The organism is Desulfosporosinus sp. I2 (assembly GCF_000960765.1).
Lineage (GTDB): Bacteria > Bacillota > Desulfitobacteriia > Desulfitobacteriales > Desulfitobacteriaceae > Desulfosporosinus.
The window spans coordinates 1-18806 of sequence record NZ_JYNH01000092.1 but is presented as its reverse complement, the minus strand read 5'-3'; the positions used below and the strand labels follow the sequence as shown (position 1 = coordinate 18806).

Genomic DNA, 18806 nt, shown 5'->3' with positions numbered 1-18806 from the left:
TGTACCGGGATGGATTAGACAGCAATAAAGATATCGTGAAGGCTGATGAGTATTTTAAAAGTGCTTTTATCGGCTTTTTTGAGTTAGAGGCCGACAGCCATAATGACAAGCTCCAGTATCGCCTTGCTCAAATGCTCTATACGGGCACTGGCACAGAAAAAGATGCAGTCAAGGCTGTCGATTACTTAGAGCAGTCCGCCAAGCTGGGCAATGTAAATGCCCAGTATTTACTTGCCAAGATTTATCTTGAGCCGGATAGCGGGCTTGAAAACGTAGAGAAGGCGTTGAAATGGCTGGGGAAGGCGACCGAAAATGGCAATGCTCAAGCTCAATATGCCTTGGGTAAGCTCTATCGCGACGGCAACCATGTAGAAAAGGATATCGTCAAAGCTGTAGCGTTGTTCAAGTTGTCTGCAGAACAAGAAAACCAATTTGCCCAATATGCTCTCGGAAAGCTGTATCTGTTTGGTGAAGAGATCCCAAAAGATGTAGAAGCAGCCGTTAAATGGCTAAGTGCATCTGCCGAGCAGGAAAACAGTTTTGCCCAGTATACTCTGGGTAAATTGTACGTAGAAGGCAAAGAGGTTCCCAAAGATGTGGAAACAGGGTTAAAACTACTCACGGCTTCAGCAGAACAAGGTAACCAATTTGCCCAGTTTCAACTAGGTAAGATTTATCTGGCAGGAAAGGAAGTGGAACAAGATAAAGCCTTGGCTACTCATTGGCTATCATTGTCTGCAGCTCAAGGAAATGAATATGCTCAACTCCTTCTAGAAAAAATGGATGCAACAGAAGTGGAAATCATCTTGATATTAATGCAACTATTTTCAACTCAAAACCAAAGCCAAAACCATTCCCGTAACTACCCCTTGTCGCGCCTCGAAGGCCACGCCTTGCGAGAAAAGATTCTGGACCTTAAATTTGGCAGCGGTATGAACTGGGATAAAGGTCAGGGATATGAACGTTAAATTTGGAGGTATAAAAGATGTCAAAAAGCATACCTAAAATTCAGATCCCGGAGAGTAAAGAGAAAATCATGAGACAGATTAATGCCTTGGAAACGATGATCAAAGAGGATACCAATGACTATGACAGGCACGTTCATGAAACAGCATTAAATGACTTGCAGAAAGCGTTAAAACAAAGTCAGATCCGCGAGTCATTAGAAGGCTATAAACAACTTGGGTTTGATGGTGAAAAATTAAGAGAGATTGAAATCGGCCTTGAAAAGGGGATTGATGTTCCAAAGAAAATCGATATAGAAAATGATCATCAGACGGATGACTGTGACTGGGAACAGGATCTTAAGAGAGGGGAAAGCCATATGGCAAAGAAGCAACGTCTATTCATTGATATGGATGGTACCCTTGCTGTATTCACACCGGTGGATGAACTGGAAACACTATACGAGCAAGGATATTTTCTTAATCTCGAACCAATCGATAATGTCGTTCAGGCCGTCAAAGGGATCATCCGGAACTATCCCGAAATTGAGGTCAACATCCTCTCGGCTTATTTGTCGGATAGTCCCTGGGCATTAGCAGAGAAAAACGCCTGGCTTGACAAATATCTACCCGAAGTAGATTTTGCTCACAGAATCTTTCCACCCTGTGGTTGTGATAAAAAGGATTATATCCCAGGCGGTATAACAGAAAGAGATTTCCTTTTAGACGATTACACGCATAACTTAAGGCTGTGGCAGCCACCCGCCAGAGGGATAAAATTACTTAACGGAATCAATCATACCCGAGGATCATGGGAGAATGATCGACTAAGATGCGATAAGGAACCTGCTAAACTGGCAACAAACATTTTAGGCATTATATGGAACGACGAGATGATTCGAGACGAAAAGCCAAACGAGTTGAAGCAAAGAATTTGGGACGAACCAGAACCTGAACATGATGGTGAATGGGATCAAGATTTCATTTAGAGCAGATAGGGGTCTATGGACGTAGGTGTCCATCCAGATTTCTTCTTATAAGGGGTGTAGAAAACGATGCTGTTGTGCCTAACAAGTAATCTTAACTTAGACCTCTTCGACTTCATTCAGGATGAAGCAATCCCCGTGAAGAAATTACCCGGAGAGTTTAATTTTAAAAAGTTTGTCATTCGTGATATGCGGAATTTCAGTCATATCCGGTATGTTGCAATTGATCATCAGGCTCTCAATGATACTGATGAAGAGTTAATTGAAGGTATTCTCGGCTTTCAGGCTATGTACGATGCAAGAATAGTCTATCTAGCTGAAGGAAAGAAACCAGGCGATGAGCTACTATCCAAACTCTATGATGCCGGAGTTAGAAACTTCATCACAGCTAAAGATCCGGAAACAATCAAAAGGGAGATTATGGAGTGCATAAGCAAAGAGGGGATGAGCTTAGAGAGCTCTGATAGGTTTAAGCGTCAGCTGATCGAGGAAGTAAGCACGAAAGAGAAACGAAGGAAGGCCAAAGCCGAGCCTGAAAAGCCGATCACAGAGAAAGAACTACTTCCAGCTAAAAAGGTTATAAAGGTAAATAAGGTTAAGCTGGATACTGAAAAAATAAGTAAAGGATTAACTATTGGTGTTGCTGGTGTTGATGAAAAAACAGGCACAACGACAACGGCACTGAATCTGGCTTGCTTTCTATCCAGGTTGGGGGCAAAGGTATCCTATGTTGAATGTGACCCATTTAAACAATTGAATTGGCTCACTTCTTACAATGTAAATATTGAGGAAGAGAATATTGAGTATATGGGGGTTCATTTCCACACTGTTAAAGATAAGGTGATCCTTACGGACTATGATTTTAATGTTCTTGATCTGGGTCGGATCCTTGACTCAGCCCAGAATATGAATGCATTTAAGTTGAGTAAGACAAGAGTACTTACTGCAACAGTGAAATCATTTGAGTCGAAAACCTTGGCCAAGGTGCTAGATGAGCTTAAGGATAAACCACACCTCATTTGTTCATTCACTTCTGAAGATGAGCGTGAGAGTATAAGAAACTTGGTTAATAATCTTGACCAGGTATTCTTCAGCGCAAATTCGCCTGATTTTTTTGCCCCGAGCGTTAACCGCAAAATCTGGAAAAACATCATGTGTGATTATCTGGTTGATATGAGTATTAATAATATAGACAGCCCTGTTGGCGATAAAAACACTGGAATAATGATTTCGTCTGTGATAAAAAACCTGTTTGAATTCCCTGTAGATATTAAGAGAAAGTCATTCATTCCAGTAGACGCCTGGTTGATAAAATCAGAACTCAAATGGAGGGGGGGAAAACAAGTAAAGCAAGGAAAAATACTGAAATTAGTCCAATGAAAGATCTCATGGGACAGGTGATTTGGGTTTGGGCCAATGATGGTGGAAGGAATACAACTTATACGGTTTCTCTTTTGGCAAGAACTTTAGCAGAATCATTTCCAGTACTTATTATTGACGGAAACTTCGATAACCCTCGCCTTAAACAACACTACAATTGTTCTAGACCAGGCTGGGAGAGATCCTGGCTAAATAAAACACCTGGGATGCCTCCTAAAAATGTGTATGCCCAAGGGGATTTAACCGTATGGCCATTGTTGGAAGCATTAGAAGTGGATCAATCCCAAATTACAGATATGTGGAATGTTGCTCTTTATCATCACAAATCCTCGCAACGACTTCTTATTGTGGATGGAGGAGAATATCCGCCGCCGGAGGGATCAGATATCAATCTATGCTTAGGTAAGCCACCAGAAGATCTCGACGCTAAGACTATTGCCATCACTGAAAGTATGGAAGAGGACGCACGAACGTTGCTTGATCTTTTGCTACAGCAAGCCGCATGTTCTGAGGAGGAATGGTCGTGATAATTGCTCTTCTAAATTATATTTTTGTCCTTCTCACCTTGTTTTTAGCCATTATAGATTACTTTACGATGCGATTACCAGATAAATTAACCATTTCCCTTGTGGGTGTTGGGCTACTTCACTCAGGTCTTATGGGATCTCATATCTTGATTCAAAACGGCTTGGCAGCTCTTGTTATCGGGGGTTTATTTTTTTTTATCGCACTTGTCTACCCTCGTGGAATGGGCATGGGGGATGTTAAATATGTGACGGCATTGGCTCTCTTCTTAGGGTTTTTTGCTGTTATAGTCACTTTAACCCTAGCAACCGTTTTAGCCATACTGATCGGAGGCATAATCCTTGCGATGAAAAAGAAAACAATAAAAGACCAAATCCCTTTCGGGCCATTTTTAACAATAGGGGCTTGGTTAGCTATGATCATCTTTTGAACAAAAATGCTACTAAAAGATAGCATATCGTGTTATAATAAAATAGGGGGTTAAAAGAATGGCATTGGAAGAAGAGGTTGTTCAATTTCTTAAAGAGGTTAAAGAACTTATAAGAAAAGGTCGGTGGGATTTTATCCCAAGGAAAAAGAACATGGAAGGACTTGCTGCACTTGGTTTAACCATACTCTTAGCCAAGCGGGAAATTATGACACTTTCAGTTAGACATTACGATCGAGGTCCTTTACAAGATAACGATAAACCAGGTGAATTGTGGGAATTCATTAAGGATATAGATTCGCAGGAAGCTTACATAAAGCTTAAAATTAATCAACGGGGGTGTGTCTGTATTAGCTTCCATCCTTCAATTGGATTAAAAACACTTCCATTTGCTCAAAACAAGGGGGAATGATCATCATGAATAACTATTGTGATATTTGCCAATGTGAACAAGAAACAAAAGTAATCAGCAAGAAAGAATCTCTTCCTGTTCGAGGGGAAGGAATAGAAACTGTTGCTGATATACGTGTGTGCTTAATCTGTGGAAATGAACTCTTTGATATGGAACTGGACACTAAGAATCTGGAAAGAGCTTATCAAGTATATAGAAATAAGTACAAATTGCTTTCGCCCCATGAAATCAAAAGAATCCGCGAAGCGGTAGGTTCTGGAAGAACGGTCGCCACACTTCTAGGATGGAGTCAGGCTACTCTAGTTCGTTATGAGGGTGGAGCTATACCGAGCGCATCCCATCATGAACAACTGCTTCGATTAAAAAATGATCCTTCTTACCTTAAATACCTTTTTGATCTAAAAGGTGACAAACTAAAAGATAGGGAACGGGAAAGAATTCAAACGTTGATTAATAAGGAAGATCCCAATGGTCAAAGCCCTGTGGATTTTTTGAACAAACTATTTGCTCAATACTATAACAAAGGAATAACAAACACTGAATTTGACTTCGAGAAACTCGCTGCTATTGTTCAGATTTTTGCTGCTATAAATCAGGGGCTTGTTAAGACTAAGTTGCAAAAGCTTTTATATTATGCGGAAAACCTCCATTATAAGCGATATGGTTGTCCGATTATAGGGCTTGTTTTCATGCACCATCATTTTGGACCTGTTCCAACTAACCATGACTTGATCTGCTGGGTTCTCGAAACCGTTGGAGCAATTGAATTAAAGCCATATGATGGACCTTTTGAAGGAGAAATAATTATCCCCGTGGAAGAGGGAGATCAAGAATTATTTTCAGACGAGGAACTCGATGTTATTCTTACTGTGGCTGGATATTTTAAAGATTTTTCAGCAACGAAAATCTCAGAGTTTTCTCATAAGGAAAAAGGATATATAGAAACTTCTCAAAGAGAAATTATTTCTTTTGATTATGCCAGTGATTTGAAATTGGATTAAGTTCTAAACTATTATTAGCTCAGGCTTATTGAAGATTTTACAGAAGAGAGGAGAAAAAGTATGATAAAAATTAAAGCCATGGTTATTCTGATCGCCCTGCTGATTGCCCTATCCCCAAGCGTGGTAATGGCAGGGGGTAGCGTACCCGCAGGAGTAACATTGCAGGGATGGAGCACGACGGCAAATAATGGTGGAAAATCAACGATGATCAACCTTTTATATACAGATGGTTTTTCAACTGCACTTCAATTAGATGCCCCCTTTGATTCATCGTGGCACTCACTAAACGATGTACGACCAATTCTGCAAGCCTACAAAGAAGGCTATGGGCCCAACTTGAGTGGTGCAGACGGGATTCTCGGCACAGGCATAAATTTCGCTCCTAACGTCCTCGCGGCGATGAAAGCACAAAATTTTAATCCTGCACAAGTTGGCGGGGCAAACATTCCTCCTTCATCGACAGTATTGAATGACGAGCAGATTGCTTGGTTACAAAGAGGCGGGTATCCTATTCCAACCCAAACCACCGCCCCTTCCACGCCTACGCCTGTGGTTAAAAACGACCCGCTTCCGGAACCAGCCAAGCCTCAGCCTGCACCTAAGCAAGAAACTCAACCAGTCGCTACAAAACCTATAACGACAGCACTTTTAACTGATTCAGCACCGAAAGCTGATCCCGCTGATCCAGTCGGACAGACAGTAGAGACACCCGCTACGCCAATGACACAAGAAATGATAGCAGAAAGTCAGAAGCGGGCTGCCGAAAATCCACCAACAATAAATAAGCCGAATATTCCTCTTACAGAGCAAACTACTGAACAGGAAGAACTATTTTCTAATCGGAATATCTGGATCGGAGTCGCCTTGATTGTTGCGGTAGTAACAATGGTAGTAGTTATTTACACTAAACGTAAAGGAAAGTTGGCTTAAAAAGTTAATAAAATACCTTCACCCTCCTGATTGCAGAGGGTGATTTTTTATTGCCATTAACGGAAGGAGGACTTGAATTGCAAAGAAAACGATGGGGTGTAGCCCTGATGGTTGCACTCCTTTGTGTATCTCTCGTGCTGCCAAGCAATATTCTAGGGGCAGACAACTATACCCATAATGCCAACATATCCAGAAATAATACCGTCGTAGACAGTGGATACAATGACATTCTATATAACAACAATCCTTACTATGTTCAGATTCCGCAATGGAACGGGAATCGGCAGTATTCCAACACAACACCGGCTGTTGTCGGAAGTAATCTCTTTCAGTTTACCTACGATCAAAAGGGCAAAGGCTATCTCACGAAGATTGCTCTTAAAAAACCGGATGCCACCTGGGAACCCGGCAATGGGATAACTTTAGACGCAACTTTAATTGCATCCTTTAGTGTTGGAACAAGCGGCGGTCGAGATGCTGCCGCCGGGATCTCCGGCCCCACCATTAAGGACGGATATCTTGCTGTAGCCGTGGGGGATCTTCTCTACTGGTGGACTATTGATGCCGATGGAAATAGAACCTCGAATGTATTTAATAGCCCGATTCAAGGCAATCCAGGGAACACAACAAGACTTATTGCCTCATCGCCTTTAGTTACTCCACCATTAATCGCCAGCGGGACAAACATGCTTACATTTGAACCCGTTACATGGGAAACCCCTTTTGCTGTAGTTGGTTCTTGGTCGGGTGGGGTAATTTCGCAACCACTCTACACGCTAGATGGCGTTACAACAACGAATTTTGGCTATAAAACAACCGATGACGCTTCCAAAGCAACCAATGACATAGTAACTTCCTCCCCGGCGTGGAACTCAGGCACTACAGTCGTTGGGGCACCGGGAGCCGCCGTATTCGGTGTGGCCGCCTATGCCAGCGGGAAAAATCGGCTAATTCTTATGAATCCAACAACAGGCAGTATCAAGACGGTATATGACTGGTCAGGCTCGCCAATATTCGGCGGCCCAATAGATTCCTCTCCTTCAATCGCACCAAACGGGCACATATACGTTCCCGATCACTGGGGCGGTATTTATAGGCTGAACGCTAACGGTGACTATATGGCAAAAGATATTTCAGCAATGGATAAGAGTAGCTCTAACATCTCAAATATAGCGGTTGATGGGCAAAACGTGATTTGGGTTGGTGATGGGCATACAACATTGAATGCCGCACCGATAAGCGGGTTCGGCTCAATGAGAACCCGGATAAGCAGTTTCAGCGGTCTTGGTTCGCCAGCTGTTGTCAGTAACGGAACTACCGACACTGTTTTTCTTGCTTCAGATAGTACGAATGGATTATTAGTCACAAACCCAATTACAATTAGTAATCCCTCCGCAACCTTTGGTAATGAATGGCGTTATACATGGCAAACTCTTGGCTCTGTATCCGCAACCTACACATCCGTCGCCGCCGATATTGGCACTGATCCAATCGACGGATCGCCCTTGCAATTCGTGACAGCTTGGACAAATTATGGCCTCAATAGTCAGGGTTGCGTTGAGATATGGGCACCTTCAGATTACAACCTTAAGGCAACCGCTAATCCGAACGTGGTCAACAGTGGGGAACAGGTTATCATCAGAGGGATGCCCTCCCCGGAGGGCTTGACCAAGAGCATGAAGGCCCATATTACCGATGGCGGGGAAAACACAATCGACATAAACCTCGTCCAATGGAGCCGATCACCGGAAAGATGGCAAAATGTTATCAATGCACCAAATAACTATACCGGAGCAGATGCCGTCTATACCGTTACTGTTACGGCTACACAAACAAGTGGAAAAACGACAACAGCGACCACAAACTTCACCGTCAACCCGATTCCTTTGCCGCCACCCGGGAATCTGACCGGGACTTTAAGAATAGAAGCATGGAGAAGAAATAATACTATGTACCCCCTGGGCACGGCGAAGTACGGCAATGAACTGGCCGTCACTCTGACTGTAGATCCTCCACCGCCACCCCAAGGGCTTTTAAATGCCCAAGTTACAAACGCTTATATTACCAAGGCGTGGGTTAACACACCACGCGGAAAAATTGGCTGGGATGCTAGTGGTCGTGTAGAGATTCAAAGGCGCGAAGAGGATATCAATTTAATTCTAGATGGTCTAGTAGGAACGACAAAATACAAGGTGGATTGGGCTGGGTATCCGCCGCCAATACCAGATAATACGGTCATGGAAACAAATTATATCTACGCCCCCTTTGGCGTACATGTGGACTATATGTATCAAGTGCCTGTGGCCACAGAAGGTGGAGTTGTTTATATTTGGCAGACAGGGAGCTATGAAGCCAGCGGCAATGCTGGGACAACGCTAGACATAATAGGGACAGATCTCTATATCTTCAACCAAGAAATTCATGATGCTGGTACTCCAGTTTGGCAGCCTTAAGAACGAGTGTTTCACAAGGGGAGGATGTGGTAGAAATACTTAAGAAAATACTAAAAAGATATAAGAGCTTACCCCTGAGCGACGAACGAGGCGGTCCACAGATATATGTGCTCGGCGGGTTTGCGATATTATTGCTGATGGGTTTGTTTACGACATTTGGGTATGCTTACAAAATTCAAATCATGGCGAGTAATCTCAATTACGGGACAAAAATAGCGGCAACAACAGCCTTTGGGAGCCATACGATTCCTAATACCGGTAATAATGGTGTTCAAATCTCAAATGCTAATGCCCTACAACAAGAATTTAGGGATATTCTTCAAGACCAGATGAAAGACTGGCCTCAAAGTACCTATACACTACAATCCATTCAGGTATATGGAGAGTCTGACCGAGGATCATCTCCACCGACGGGGTTTTCCCAGCCGATACCTGGTACCAGCGCCTATATCAAAATGGATTTTAACATAGAAGTCAATCCGGGATTTCTGCCCATGAATACACGTTGGACGATCCCACTCTACGTTATGGTCAGCACCAATTCTTATGAGAGTGCGACCGGGGCATGGAATTTGGTGCGATAAAAATCAAAAAGGAAGAGGATAACATGGAGTATTCAGACACAATAACAAACAAACGAGGGCTATTTGAACGTCTCATGAGGCGTAGCGGGGTATCCAGTGTTGTTGCGGCTAACCAGATGATTGCTGTATGGGGAACTCAAGGAGGAGTAGGGGCTTCAAGTCTGACGGCAATACTCGCGAAATTATTACATCAGTGGGGTTTTACTGTTTTAGTAATTGAAGCTACACCCACGGGTGGTAGTTTTTTAAGGCTTTTTGCGAAAAAGCCAGTATCCGAAGGATTAGATACTATAAGCCGAAGTCACGAAAGACTGAATACTGAATTGGCATCAATCAGGGTCAACATTATTAAAGGATTAAGTGTTTTACCGAAATCTGGTGCGCCTCATAATTCTCAATGGATTTGGCAGGAAAAAGAGGTCCACGAATTATTACGGATTGCCAAAAAGATGGCTGGCTTTGTTCTTGTTGATGTGGGGCATCTCTCAAATGATGCGTTAGCCCGTGAGACATTGGCAGAAGCGGATCATATTGTTTCGGTGTTTAGATCAACGACCGTTGGCTTAGACTCTGCTACGCGATTCTATGAGCATTGCAAGTATGCGAATTTAAACGATAAGGTGGTCTGGGTCACGAACCAAGTACACCATACAAAAGACGCATCACTATTAGGGGCTATCATTGGACAAAAGGTCGAATACTCTATTCCCTGGAATAAAGGAATGGAGAACATCGACCAAGGGTGTGCAGTTCCACGCAACATCCTAATTGTTGCTGAGGAATTGTTGCATAATCTAATCAGTGCTCCATCTTCCAGAATATTTTAAGCTGAGGTGGTTGTTTTAAATGAATAAAGTCATCGTAATCGTTCCGGATGCAAAAATAGGTACCAGATTATGTGAATATCTTAATAAAAAATATGGAATCACGGCTACACTTTGGCGAGATATTCAAGGGATCGAAGAGGCTCAAGTGAATGCATATATAATTTACCGAAAATGTGTCGATGATTTAAGAACACTAGATAGGATAAACGGTAAAATAGCACTATTGTATGGAAAAGCCTCGATCCCAACAGCAGATAAGCTCGTTAATTACCCTAAGCTAATTGGAAATCTACCAGAGTGTGTTGACGAATTTATTGAATCACTTCTAAACGGTAAGGGTGGTTATTTAGATGGTGATCTGACCTGGAATGAAGATGGAAGTGGTGAAAATAAACAAAAACGCTCGTTAAGTACTTGGTCGCCCGTTCGATCTGTGGCACTTTTTTCACCAGGCGGCGGTGTCGGTAAAACGACTACGGCTGTCCATCTTGCAAAACTGGCAGAACAGGCTCAAATTAATGTCGGATTAGTAGAAACAGATGAGGACAAAGGAGGGGCATTAAGGTATATGGGTAGGCACCCGGCTCATGAAGGACTTGATTCTCTCGAAAAAACTGTGTGGGATGATGAGGAATTCTTCAAAGAGAATATGCAACGTATAGTCCAAAAAGTGGAACGGGTACAAGTTGTGCCGATGGTCAGCACCTTTAATGGCTTATCTTGTAACATGAAAAATGTTTCTTCGTTGTTTAATTGGGCAGAATCCCAATTCGCTTTAACATTGTATGATTTACCGCCCCGATTACGCGATGTCATGACGTTTTCCATACTACAAGAAGTGGATCAAGTTGTTCTTGTGGCTGAACCAACAGATATCCTCATGGATGCGTTACAAAAACACATGAAACTTTGTCAGGAAGTGGAACAATTTCGGAATTTGCCCAAGAAATATCGGCTATTGGTCAATAAGGTGCCAGAAAAAAACGGGTTAGATCCGGAAGAGATGGCTAATGCGCTAGGGCTTCCTCTTTTAGGCTCTATTCCGGCTGATGTCGATCATTATAATCGGATTATTAATCGTGCCAGATTCGATATTCCTTCAGATTCTCCCTGGCGAAGAGTCTTTTCAAATCTAGATTTAGGAGGTGATAGTTCATTAGTACTACCGGAAGATGATACCTTCTACGGAAAACAGGCTTACAAAAAGGAAAAGGGTCCACAGAAGAAACGTAAAGGATTGTTTAGTTTTTTCTTTGCTTAGTAACATTCATGATTAGAAAATGAAGGGAGAAAAAAGAGATGGGATTAGATCAATGGGTAACAATAGCAATAATATTGGTATTGCACTGGCGGCAGGACTACTGATTCACACGATAGCACCCGGGGCACTGAGCAACTGGTTTAACACATTCATGCAAAATATCCTTAATGCAGTCCCGACGGGCTGATATAGGCTAAACTATTTGGTGGTTTTTAATTATGAGAAAGGAATGAGGAACGTGCCAAGACTCGATTTTGAAAACCTTGAATTGACAGATGCAAGGAGTATAAATCTTGCGGATCTCAAAGTAGCGGGGCAACGGCAAAACGAAAAAAATTCAGGTAAGGGAGGTAAAGTCGATAAACACGATCGATGGCAAACGCTTATCCGCGATATAAATGCCGATTTGATCAAAAGTGCTAACAACTATCTTGTAGACAAGTATAACCATGAAAAGGAAATATTGAAGCATATACAACTGATTATTGATAAAAAGCAGTTGACCAGTGATGAAAAAAAGGAAGCCTACGACCGCCTGAGAGCGGAGCTTTTCGGATTTGGCATCATGGATAAATATATGAACGATAACAAAATAACGGAACTAATTATTGATGCTCCCGACCGCATAGATGTAGAGGTTGGGGGCGTTTTATGTCGACTGGGAGAAGATGCCCCCTTTGAAAACGATGAGGTTTTTAGCAGTGATGAAGAATTACAGCAGTGGACAGATTTACTTATGAAGATGGCGAAGGTGGAACGGTCCCTCAATTATGGGAATCCAATTGTAAATGTGGAACTCGCTAACGGGGAACGTATTGAAGCTACTTGCCCACCCATAACGGAGCATATCACAGTAAACATTCGTAAAAGTGTGAAACAAACGCAGAAATATTCAATAGAAGATCAAATTAAGGCAGGAACCACAAGTATGGATATGGCAAAGTTCATGCTTGCAGCAGCTCGTGGTAAAGCAACTATGCTGATCTTGGGGTCAACCGGTACAGGTAAAACAACCTGGGTAAGAACCATGATGGAAGGTGGAAGCATGATGGAGGGCGGTGGTTTCGACCCGAATGAACGAGTCCTTATGATTGAGGATGTTCGCGAAACAAACGCCAGTTTAAAACGCTTCTTGAGTTTACAGACTGTGACACAAGGCCAAAACAAAATTGATATGGTCGCTCTCTTTGAAGAGTGCATGAGAAAACGTCCTGATAGAGTGTGTGTGTCCGAGATTCGTGGTATTGAGGCTGCGGTTTTCTTACTTACGTCAGCTGCCGGACATGATGGTGCGGTTACAACCATGCACGCAGGAACCCCACAAAAAGCAGTTTTCCTACTAATCATGCGGATGAGACAGGCGGGATATAACATGAGTGAAGAGTTTTTGGAACGCTTTATTCATGAGCAAGTACACAGCATGGTCTTTTTGCACCGTACCAGAGATGGTCGTCGTCGCATTAAACGAATTGTTGAAGTAAACTCCTTGGAGTCAGGTGCACCAAAATTCAAAGACATTTTTACATGGGACCCGATAACGGACTCGTTTGAATGGGAGAATGATATTGAAGAAGATAAACGGCGGGAATGGATAATCAACGGGGCAGACGTGCCCGTATTTTCCGGTTCTGCAAAGGAGGAGGAGAAGAGTGCAACTTGCATTCTTTAGTGCCTTAGCGATGGCCTTTGCGTGTTTTATTTGGATGAAGAATAAGGAAGGACCAAACCTTAATACGATCACAGAAGAAGCCGTCAAAGAAGCCTGTAAGAAAGAAGAAAAGGCGAAAAAAGGAAATGCGGTCACTTTACAAAGCCTTAAAATATTGGGTGTTCCTTATACTCGTTATCGGGTGCTATCGTTTGTATTTGGCATTTTAGCAGCCTTTGCATGGTTGAGTATTGCGCAAAATTATGTAGCAGCTATCGTCATGTATGCAGTCGGTTTCCAATTACCCGGGCTATATTATGAACGCAAGGCATCCAGTCTTTTAGATGCTCAAGATCGACAAGTCGCGATTTTTGTTGGCACAACTGCTGATGGACTTGCCAACGGTCGAACGATTAATGAGGCTTTGTGGCAGTCCGCTTTGCTCATGCGTGAGGAACCCATGCATTCAATTGCTCAAAATTATCTAAAAAAGATCGGTGGTAATGTTCCAATTGCTGAAGCGGTTGCAGATATGGCTAAAGAAGTGAATACACCTAGCTTTCTATTCTTTGCGGATTTAGTCGCAACAGTTAAAAATGTTGGCACTGACGCTAACAACAGCTTTGAAGTACTAGACTATAAATTTCATGAGGAGGAAGATATTCAAAGTGATATGAGGGGTGAGGTTTCCATTTGGATAGGAATACTCATTTCCTTTTTTGCAATATCTCTGGCGGGCCCTTTTGTATACCGAATCTTTATGCCGGATATATGGCAATTTGTACCGTACAACATGGGCTGGCTAATCATTCTTTCATCGATTGGATCTCTAATTATCTTTACTAGCCTACGCAGTTATTCCCGCTACCGCGTCACCTTATAAGAAAGGAGGAAATGCATGAACAACTTTGCTATTTATGCCGCAATTTCGTTTACGGTATATACCTTTATCCGTTTTGGTATTAGTGAAGAAGAGGTTCGACGGGCAGAAGTTTTCGGTAATACAAGACAACCTCTAAAAGAAAAGCTTTTGCATTGGATGGGGCAAAATACGTCCTATGGCTTACGTGCTAGATTATCACGGTTGGGAGTACCAATGGACTCGTACCTCAAAATGGGCTCGCTTATGTCATTTTCTTTTGCCTTGCTTTTGGGAATAGCGGGGCAAAGTTTGATATGGGCACTGATCGGAGCTGTGGTCGCTTATGGTATACACTGGCTACGCTACTATGCGATGTTTAACAATTGGCGTAATGAAATGCTAAGTGAAGTAGGTAATTTAGCATCGCTACTAAAAATACGGCTAATTGTGGGTGATACCGTATCACAGGCGATACCCTCCATTCTACCCGTCCTGCACGGGGCCTTGAAAGTGGCATGGACAGGTTTAAACACAGAAATTGCCGGAGGAGTACCTATTCCAGAAGCTTTGGATCGACTTGCGGACAAGGTAAGTGATCGCGATATGAGTGCGATTTTACTTAAGTTAAAAACATACCATCGTGAAGGTGTACCGCTGGATCACTTAGGGCATCCCGATCCCTTTGGTGATATGGCTGCAAAGATTGAAAGAAGTGCAGCTAAGAGGGTTAAATACGCAACCAAAAAAATGACTGGCCCACTCACAATTATTACGGGAGTGGGTTTTATTACTGTGACTCTGTGGATTATTCCGTATTTCTGGAAAATCATATCCGAATCGTTCAGCCAATTGTGAAGAGACAACCGAAAAGTATATCGGAAGTCAAGATTAAGCTACGGATGGGCTTACATCCACCACAAAACTGGAATATGAAGGGAGAAAAAGAGATGGGATTAGATCAATGGGTGACAATAGCAATAATATTGGTGATTGCACTGGCGGCAGGGCTACTGATTCACACGATAGCTCCGGGAGCACTGAGCACATGGTTTAACACATTCATGCAAAATATCCTTAATGCAGTTCCAACGAGTTAATGCGTTCCAAGAAGGAATAGAATGAGAGTCACTTAGTCTTTCATTTTATTCCTAATTTTTACCTGCTTCAGGGTCGGAGGAAGGAGTAAATCATGGGACTAAAAACTCTTATCAATAACCTTAAGTCTAAGGATCATGGGTTTAGTGATTATATAAGTTTCTTAATTGTTTTGCCCATTTTGTTAATTGTCATTGTCGGTGGTAGTTATGTTAGTCAATCTATTCGTGTTATGGGAACAATCGATCATGCACTACAGATTGTCAGTGTCAATATGACACAAAATGGGGCGTTAACAACTCAAGGACAAGATCAGCTAATCGCTTATATCGAAAAAAGTGGTTTAGATAAAAGCAAGATTTATCTTAATGCTACAACAACTCCACAGTCATACGGCAGCCGCGGGCTTGAAGCAACGATAGGTTATGATTTCGATCTTAAAGCCCCAGGCTCATCAGGTGTGATTTGGCATAAATATTATGAGCAGAGCTTACCAATCGCTCAAAGTCAACTAATTCCTGGTTCCGGTGCGGATAACTCCGGCAGTGTTTCCATATCTTCAGTCTTTGCAGGGATACAGGGAGGAACGGCTTCAGGCGGCTCAACCTCAGGATCAGGGGCAAGTATTCAAGCAACTAGCCTGACCATGACCAGCAATAGTACATCACCGACTGCAAATGCTTCAGTAATCCTTTCAGGTAAGGTTTATGTTGGGTCTAATACTGCTCCGGCAGGCACTCAAATAGCTCTAAATGGAGGAGGGGTAAGACAAACTGTATCCACTGACAGCTCAGGCAACTATACAGCAAATGTTGCTTTTAGTAGCCAGGGATCAGTTACTTTACAGGCAACCAGTGGAGTGGCCTCGGCCAGCGTCACGATTAATGTCCAGCCGAGCATCCCAGCTACGATTACCCTACAGGTGCCCACAACAATTCAAATCGGCAATTCGTTTAATATTACAGGTCAAGTTGTGGACACTTCAGGAAATATTGTCGCAGATGATACGGTTGTCACGATCAGTTCAAGTAATACTGCGGATATTCCACCGACAAATGTCAACACAAAATATGGTAGCTTTTCGCATGCCGTTACTAAAATAACTTCGTTAGATTCGTTCACGATCACTGCGACAGCCGGCTCAGTGTCCGCGACAGAGAGTGTAAATGTTATCCCGGGCAGGCCGGAGTCAATCACGTTAAATGTCTCACCGGCAACCGTATCGGCCGGATCAACTATTACCTTTTCCGGTAAGGTTCTTGGTCCGTATGGTACACCGCCTGCACCAAGTACGCCGGTTAAGATCATATCCGGAACAAATGTGGTAGATACCATGCCTTCATCCGTCACGGATAACCAAGGAAATTTCTCAATGACGGCAACATTAACCAAGGCTGGTTCTCACGTATTCTATGCGGAAACTACTGACTCTATAAATTCGCCTACAATAACGGCTGTTGTGACATCGAGTACGCCTTATAAGGTCAATAATCTGTCACAAACGCCTAATCCATTAAATTCTGGGGCGAATCTTGCAATATCGGGATTTGTCAGCGATCAGTATGATAATCCGATCAGCTCTGGAACAACTCTACTAATTACATCCAGTGCGTTACCTGAGAATGTTTCAACGGTCATTCAAAACGGAAACTTTAATACGCATGTCACTATACAGGAACCAGGTATACAGACCTTAACGGTTGCTAATAGTTCTACTAATCCGCTGGCCGGTGGTAATTTCACTGTGACTGTATTGGCAACGTCAGCCTTTACTCTCACTCCAGAACAGAATCTTTATACAGTAAAAGCGGGGCAGTCAATCGGAAGCGTGGGGTTCATTTTAAAGGATTCGAATGGCCAACCTGTGGTCGGTAAAACAGTTAAGTTTACGGAGACTCCTCAAGGGGATTCGCTGATTACGCCTTTGACAGCAGTAACCGATGCGTCTGGGCGTGTGCAAACAACAGTCGGCACACTTATAAAGGCTGGCACTCACACGCTCATGGCAACATTAAGCGATGATCCCGATGTTATTGGGACAGTGGGTATAACTGTGAATCCAGGGGCACCGGCAATAATGCTTTCAACAGTGGCTCCTTCAACGACTCAAGTCTACACAGACGCAAATCCAGTACCTCTACCCATTGTTTTCGGTACAGTTACCGATTCGTATGCGAACCCTGTTTTTGGGGCTAATTTGACCGTTTCTGGGGGCTATGGAGGTAATGTATCGGGGTCTACGAATGGTAACGGATACTATACTCTGGCGATTAAACCTACGAATATAGGCGGTCCTTTTGCCCTAAGTTTTGCAGTTACAAGCTCTTTCGGCAACTACAATACCATCCAAGGCAGCCTAAAGGTAACGGCATCCGTTGTCGTACCAGTGGATAAAGTTCTTGCGGGGACCGTTATTGCTGGACAGACTGGAACAATGCCGAATATGGCGACGTCTAATCCAAATGGCATTGGGGTTGGTAGAAGTGCAGCATTACAATATTGGACAGGTGGTGGCTCCTCTGTCTTCTTAAAGCCGCAGAAGGGTTACTATGATGGGATTGATACATGGTCATATAATAATGAACCAAATTTAGTTCCGGGAAATATCGCAAATGGAGTAAGTATTTTCGGGGTCACAGGAACGTTTAAAGGCGCTCCTCCAACTCACGGCAGCCAATCTTGGACTACCCCTGGGACATACTATTGGACTGTTCCACTGGGTGTAAGCGGTGTACTAGGCATAGCAACAGGCGGTGGTGGGGGCGGTGGTTATGGTAACTATGGATATAGCACCGTTAACCCTGGTTGCGCCGGTGGCGGTGGTGGTGGAACAACTATAAACATGATTACTGTGACTCCCGGACAAGTTTTAACCATAACTGTGGGTAGCGGTGGAACTACTAATGTTGGTGTCGGTTCTGGTAATGGATTCGAAGCCCTTGGGAGCCCTGGCGCAACATCTAGCATAGATAGTCTTTCGGCTGGCGGTGGCCAGGGCGGTGGTAAGCATGGCAGTTGGGGATCTCTAGATCCTGCTTACGGCGGTGCTGGCGGTGGTTATGGTGGAACTGGTGGAACTGGAGCAACTGGATCGTATGGGCCTGCTTATGGAGGTGTGGGAATGGCTGGCTATGGTAACGGTGGTACAGGATACTATGGAGCCGGACAATGTACAAGCGGTGGCCCTGGAAGAGTAGTTATTACATGGTAAGGAAGACAAAAGAGTAGGAAGTGCAATAAAAGCGGCTCCTGCTCTTTTGCATCCAATTGAAATAAGTACACTTCATGTGGAGTAAATGCTAATAGACGCTAAGTTTTGACTCATTCCAAAACTTACAGAAAGGTGGTACGTTGATGAAATTTCGTTTCAATTCCCCTATATTTCGATTAACCTCATCCCGTAAAGCACGTTCTAAGGCTTTAACAATGTCAATTTTAGTTGGGATTATAACGTTTACTTTAGCAACCTTC

The 18806-nt window shown here is 43.2% G+C and carries 18 protein-coding genes; all 18 read left to right on the top strand.

The window, feature by feature from the left end:
- Positions 1 to 968, top strand: a 968-nt coding sequence (locus tag UF75_RS17635) for a tetratricopeptide repeat protein (protein ID WP_197079446.1), incomplete at its 5' end; no start/stop codon positions are given.
- A 17-nt stretch (positions 969 to 985) separates the two neighbouring features.
- Positions 986 to 1933, top strand: a complete 948-nt coding sequence (locus tag UF75_RS30285; RefSeq protein ID WP_242860311.1) for a hypothetical protein — start codon at positions 986 to 988, stop codon at positions 1931 to 1933.
- Between the two features lie 135 nt (positions 1934 to 2068).
- Complete coding sequence (locus tag UF75_RS17625) at positions 2069 to 3310, top strand: AAA family ATPase (protein WP_242860310.1); 1242 nt, start codon at positions 2069 to 2071, stop codon at positions 3308 to 3310.
- Positions 3307 to 3837, top strand: coding sequence for a hypothetical protein (locus UF75_RS30280; protein WP_242860309.1), 531 nt, complete (start codon positions 3307 to 3309; stop codon positions 3835 to 3837). The genes UF75_RS17625 and UF75_RS30280 overlap by 4 nt, the downstream gene beginning before the upstream one ends.
- A complete protein-coding gene (locus tag UF75_RS17620; RefSeq protein ID WP_045575890.1) occupies positions 3828 to 4265 on the top strand; it encodes an A24 family peptidase in 438 nt (145 codons plus the stop codon). The genes UF75_RS30280 and UF75_RS17620 overlap by 10 nt, the downstream gene beginning before the upstream one ends.
- Positions 4266 to 4323: 58 nt before the next feature.
- Positions 4324 to 4674 carry a type II toxin-antitoxin system MqsR family toxin gene (locus UF75_RS17615; RefSeq protein WP_045575889.1) on the top strand — a complete coding sequence of 117 codons (351 nt, stop codon included), beginning with the start codon at positions 4324 to 4326 and terminating at the stop codon, positions 4672 to 4674.
- A 5-nt stretch (positions 4675 to 4679) separates the two neighbouring features.
- Entirely contained in the window at positions 4680 to 5675 is a 996-nt protein-coding gene (locus tag UF75_RS17610; RefSeq protein WP_045575888.1) for a type II TA system antitoxin MqsA family protein, read from the top strand.
- A 60-nt stretch (positions 5676 to 5735) separates the two neighbouring features.
- On the top strand, positions 5736 to 6605 hold the full coding sequence (locus UF75_RS17605; protein WP_045575887.1) for a hypothetical protein: 870 nt from the start codon (positions 5736 to 5738) through the stop codon (positions 6603 to 6605).
- A 77-nt stretch (positions 6606 to 6682) separates the two neighbouring features.
- Positions 6683 to 9058 carry a PQQ-binding-like beta-propeller repeat protein gene (locus tag UF75_RS17600; RefSeq protein ID WP_045575886.1) on the top strand — a complete coding sequence of 792 codons (2376 nt, stop codon included), beginning with the start codon at positions 6683 to 6685 and terminating at the stop codon, positions 9056 to 9058.
- Positions 9046 to 9642, top strand: a complete 597-nt coding sequence (locus tag UF75_RS17595; RefSeq protein ID WP_156146495.1) for a hypothetical protein — start codon at positions 9046 to 9048, stop codon at positions 9640 to 9642. Before UF75_RS17600 ends, UF75_RS17595 begins: the two co-directional genes overlap by 13 nt.
- Before the next feature lie 23 nt (positions 9643 to 9665).
- A complete protein-coding gene (locus tag UF75_RS17590) occupies positions 9666 to 10469 on the top strand; it encodes a cellulose synthase operon protein YhjQ/BcsQ (protein WP_045575894.1) in 804 nt (267 codons plus the stop codon).
- A 19-nt stretch (positions 10470 to 10488) separates the two neighbouring features.
- Entirely contained in the window at positions 10489 to 11730 is a 1242-nt protein-coding gene (locus tag UF75_RS17585) for a P-loop NTPase (RefSeq protein ID WP_045575884.1), read from the top strand.
- A 52-nt stretch (positions 11731 to 11782) separates the two neighbouring features.
- Positions 11783 to 11917: a hypothetical protein gene (locus UF75_RS30800; RefSeq protein ID WP_282433817.1), complete on the top strand. Its 135-nt coding sequence runs from the start codon at positions 11783 to 11785 to the stop codon at positions 11915 to 11917.
- Between the two features lie 51 nt (positions 11918 to 11968).
- Entirely contained in the window at positions 11969 to 13399 is a 1431-nt protein-coding gene (locus UF75_RS17580) for an ATPase, T2SS/T4P/T4SS family (RefSeq protein ID WP_045575883.1), read from the top strand.
- The gene (locus tag UF75_RS17575) at positions 13380 to 14261 is read left to right on the top strand and encodes a pilus assembly protein TadB (protein WP_242860308.1); all 882 of its coding nucleotides are present in this window, start codon (positions 13380 to 13382) and stop codon (positions 14259 to 14261) included. Before UF75_RS17580 ends, UF75_RS17575 begins: the two co-directional genes overlap by 20 nt.
- Before the next feature lie 15 nt (positions 14262 to 14276).
- Positions 14277 to 15095: a hypothetical protein gene (locus tag UF75_RS17570; protein WP_045575882.1), complete on the top strand. Its 819-nt coding sequence runs from the start codon at positions 14277 to 14279 to the stop codon at positions 15093 to 15095.
- Entirely contained in the window at positions 15092 to 15337 is a 246-nt protein-coding gene (locus UF75_RS17565; protein ID WP_045575881.1) for a hypothetical protein, read from the top strand. Before UF75_RS17570 ends, UF75_RS17565 begins: the two co-directional genes overlap by 4 nt.
- A 92-nt stretch (positions 15338 to 15429) precedes the next feature.
- Positions 15430 to 18546, top strand: coding sequence for a hypothetical protein (locus UF75_RS26455; RefSeq protein WP_052693399.1), 3117 nt, complete (start codon positions 15430 to 15432; stop codon positions 18544 to 18546).
- Positions 18547 to 18806: the final 260 nt, after the last annotated feature.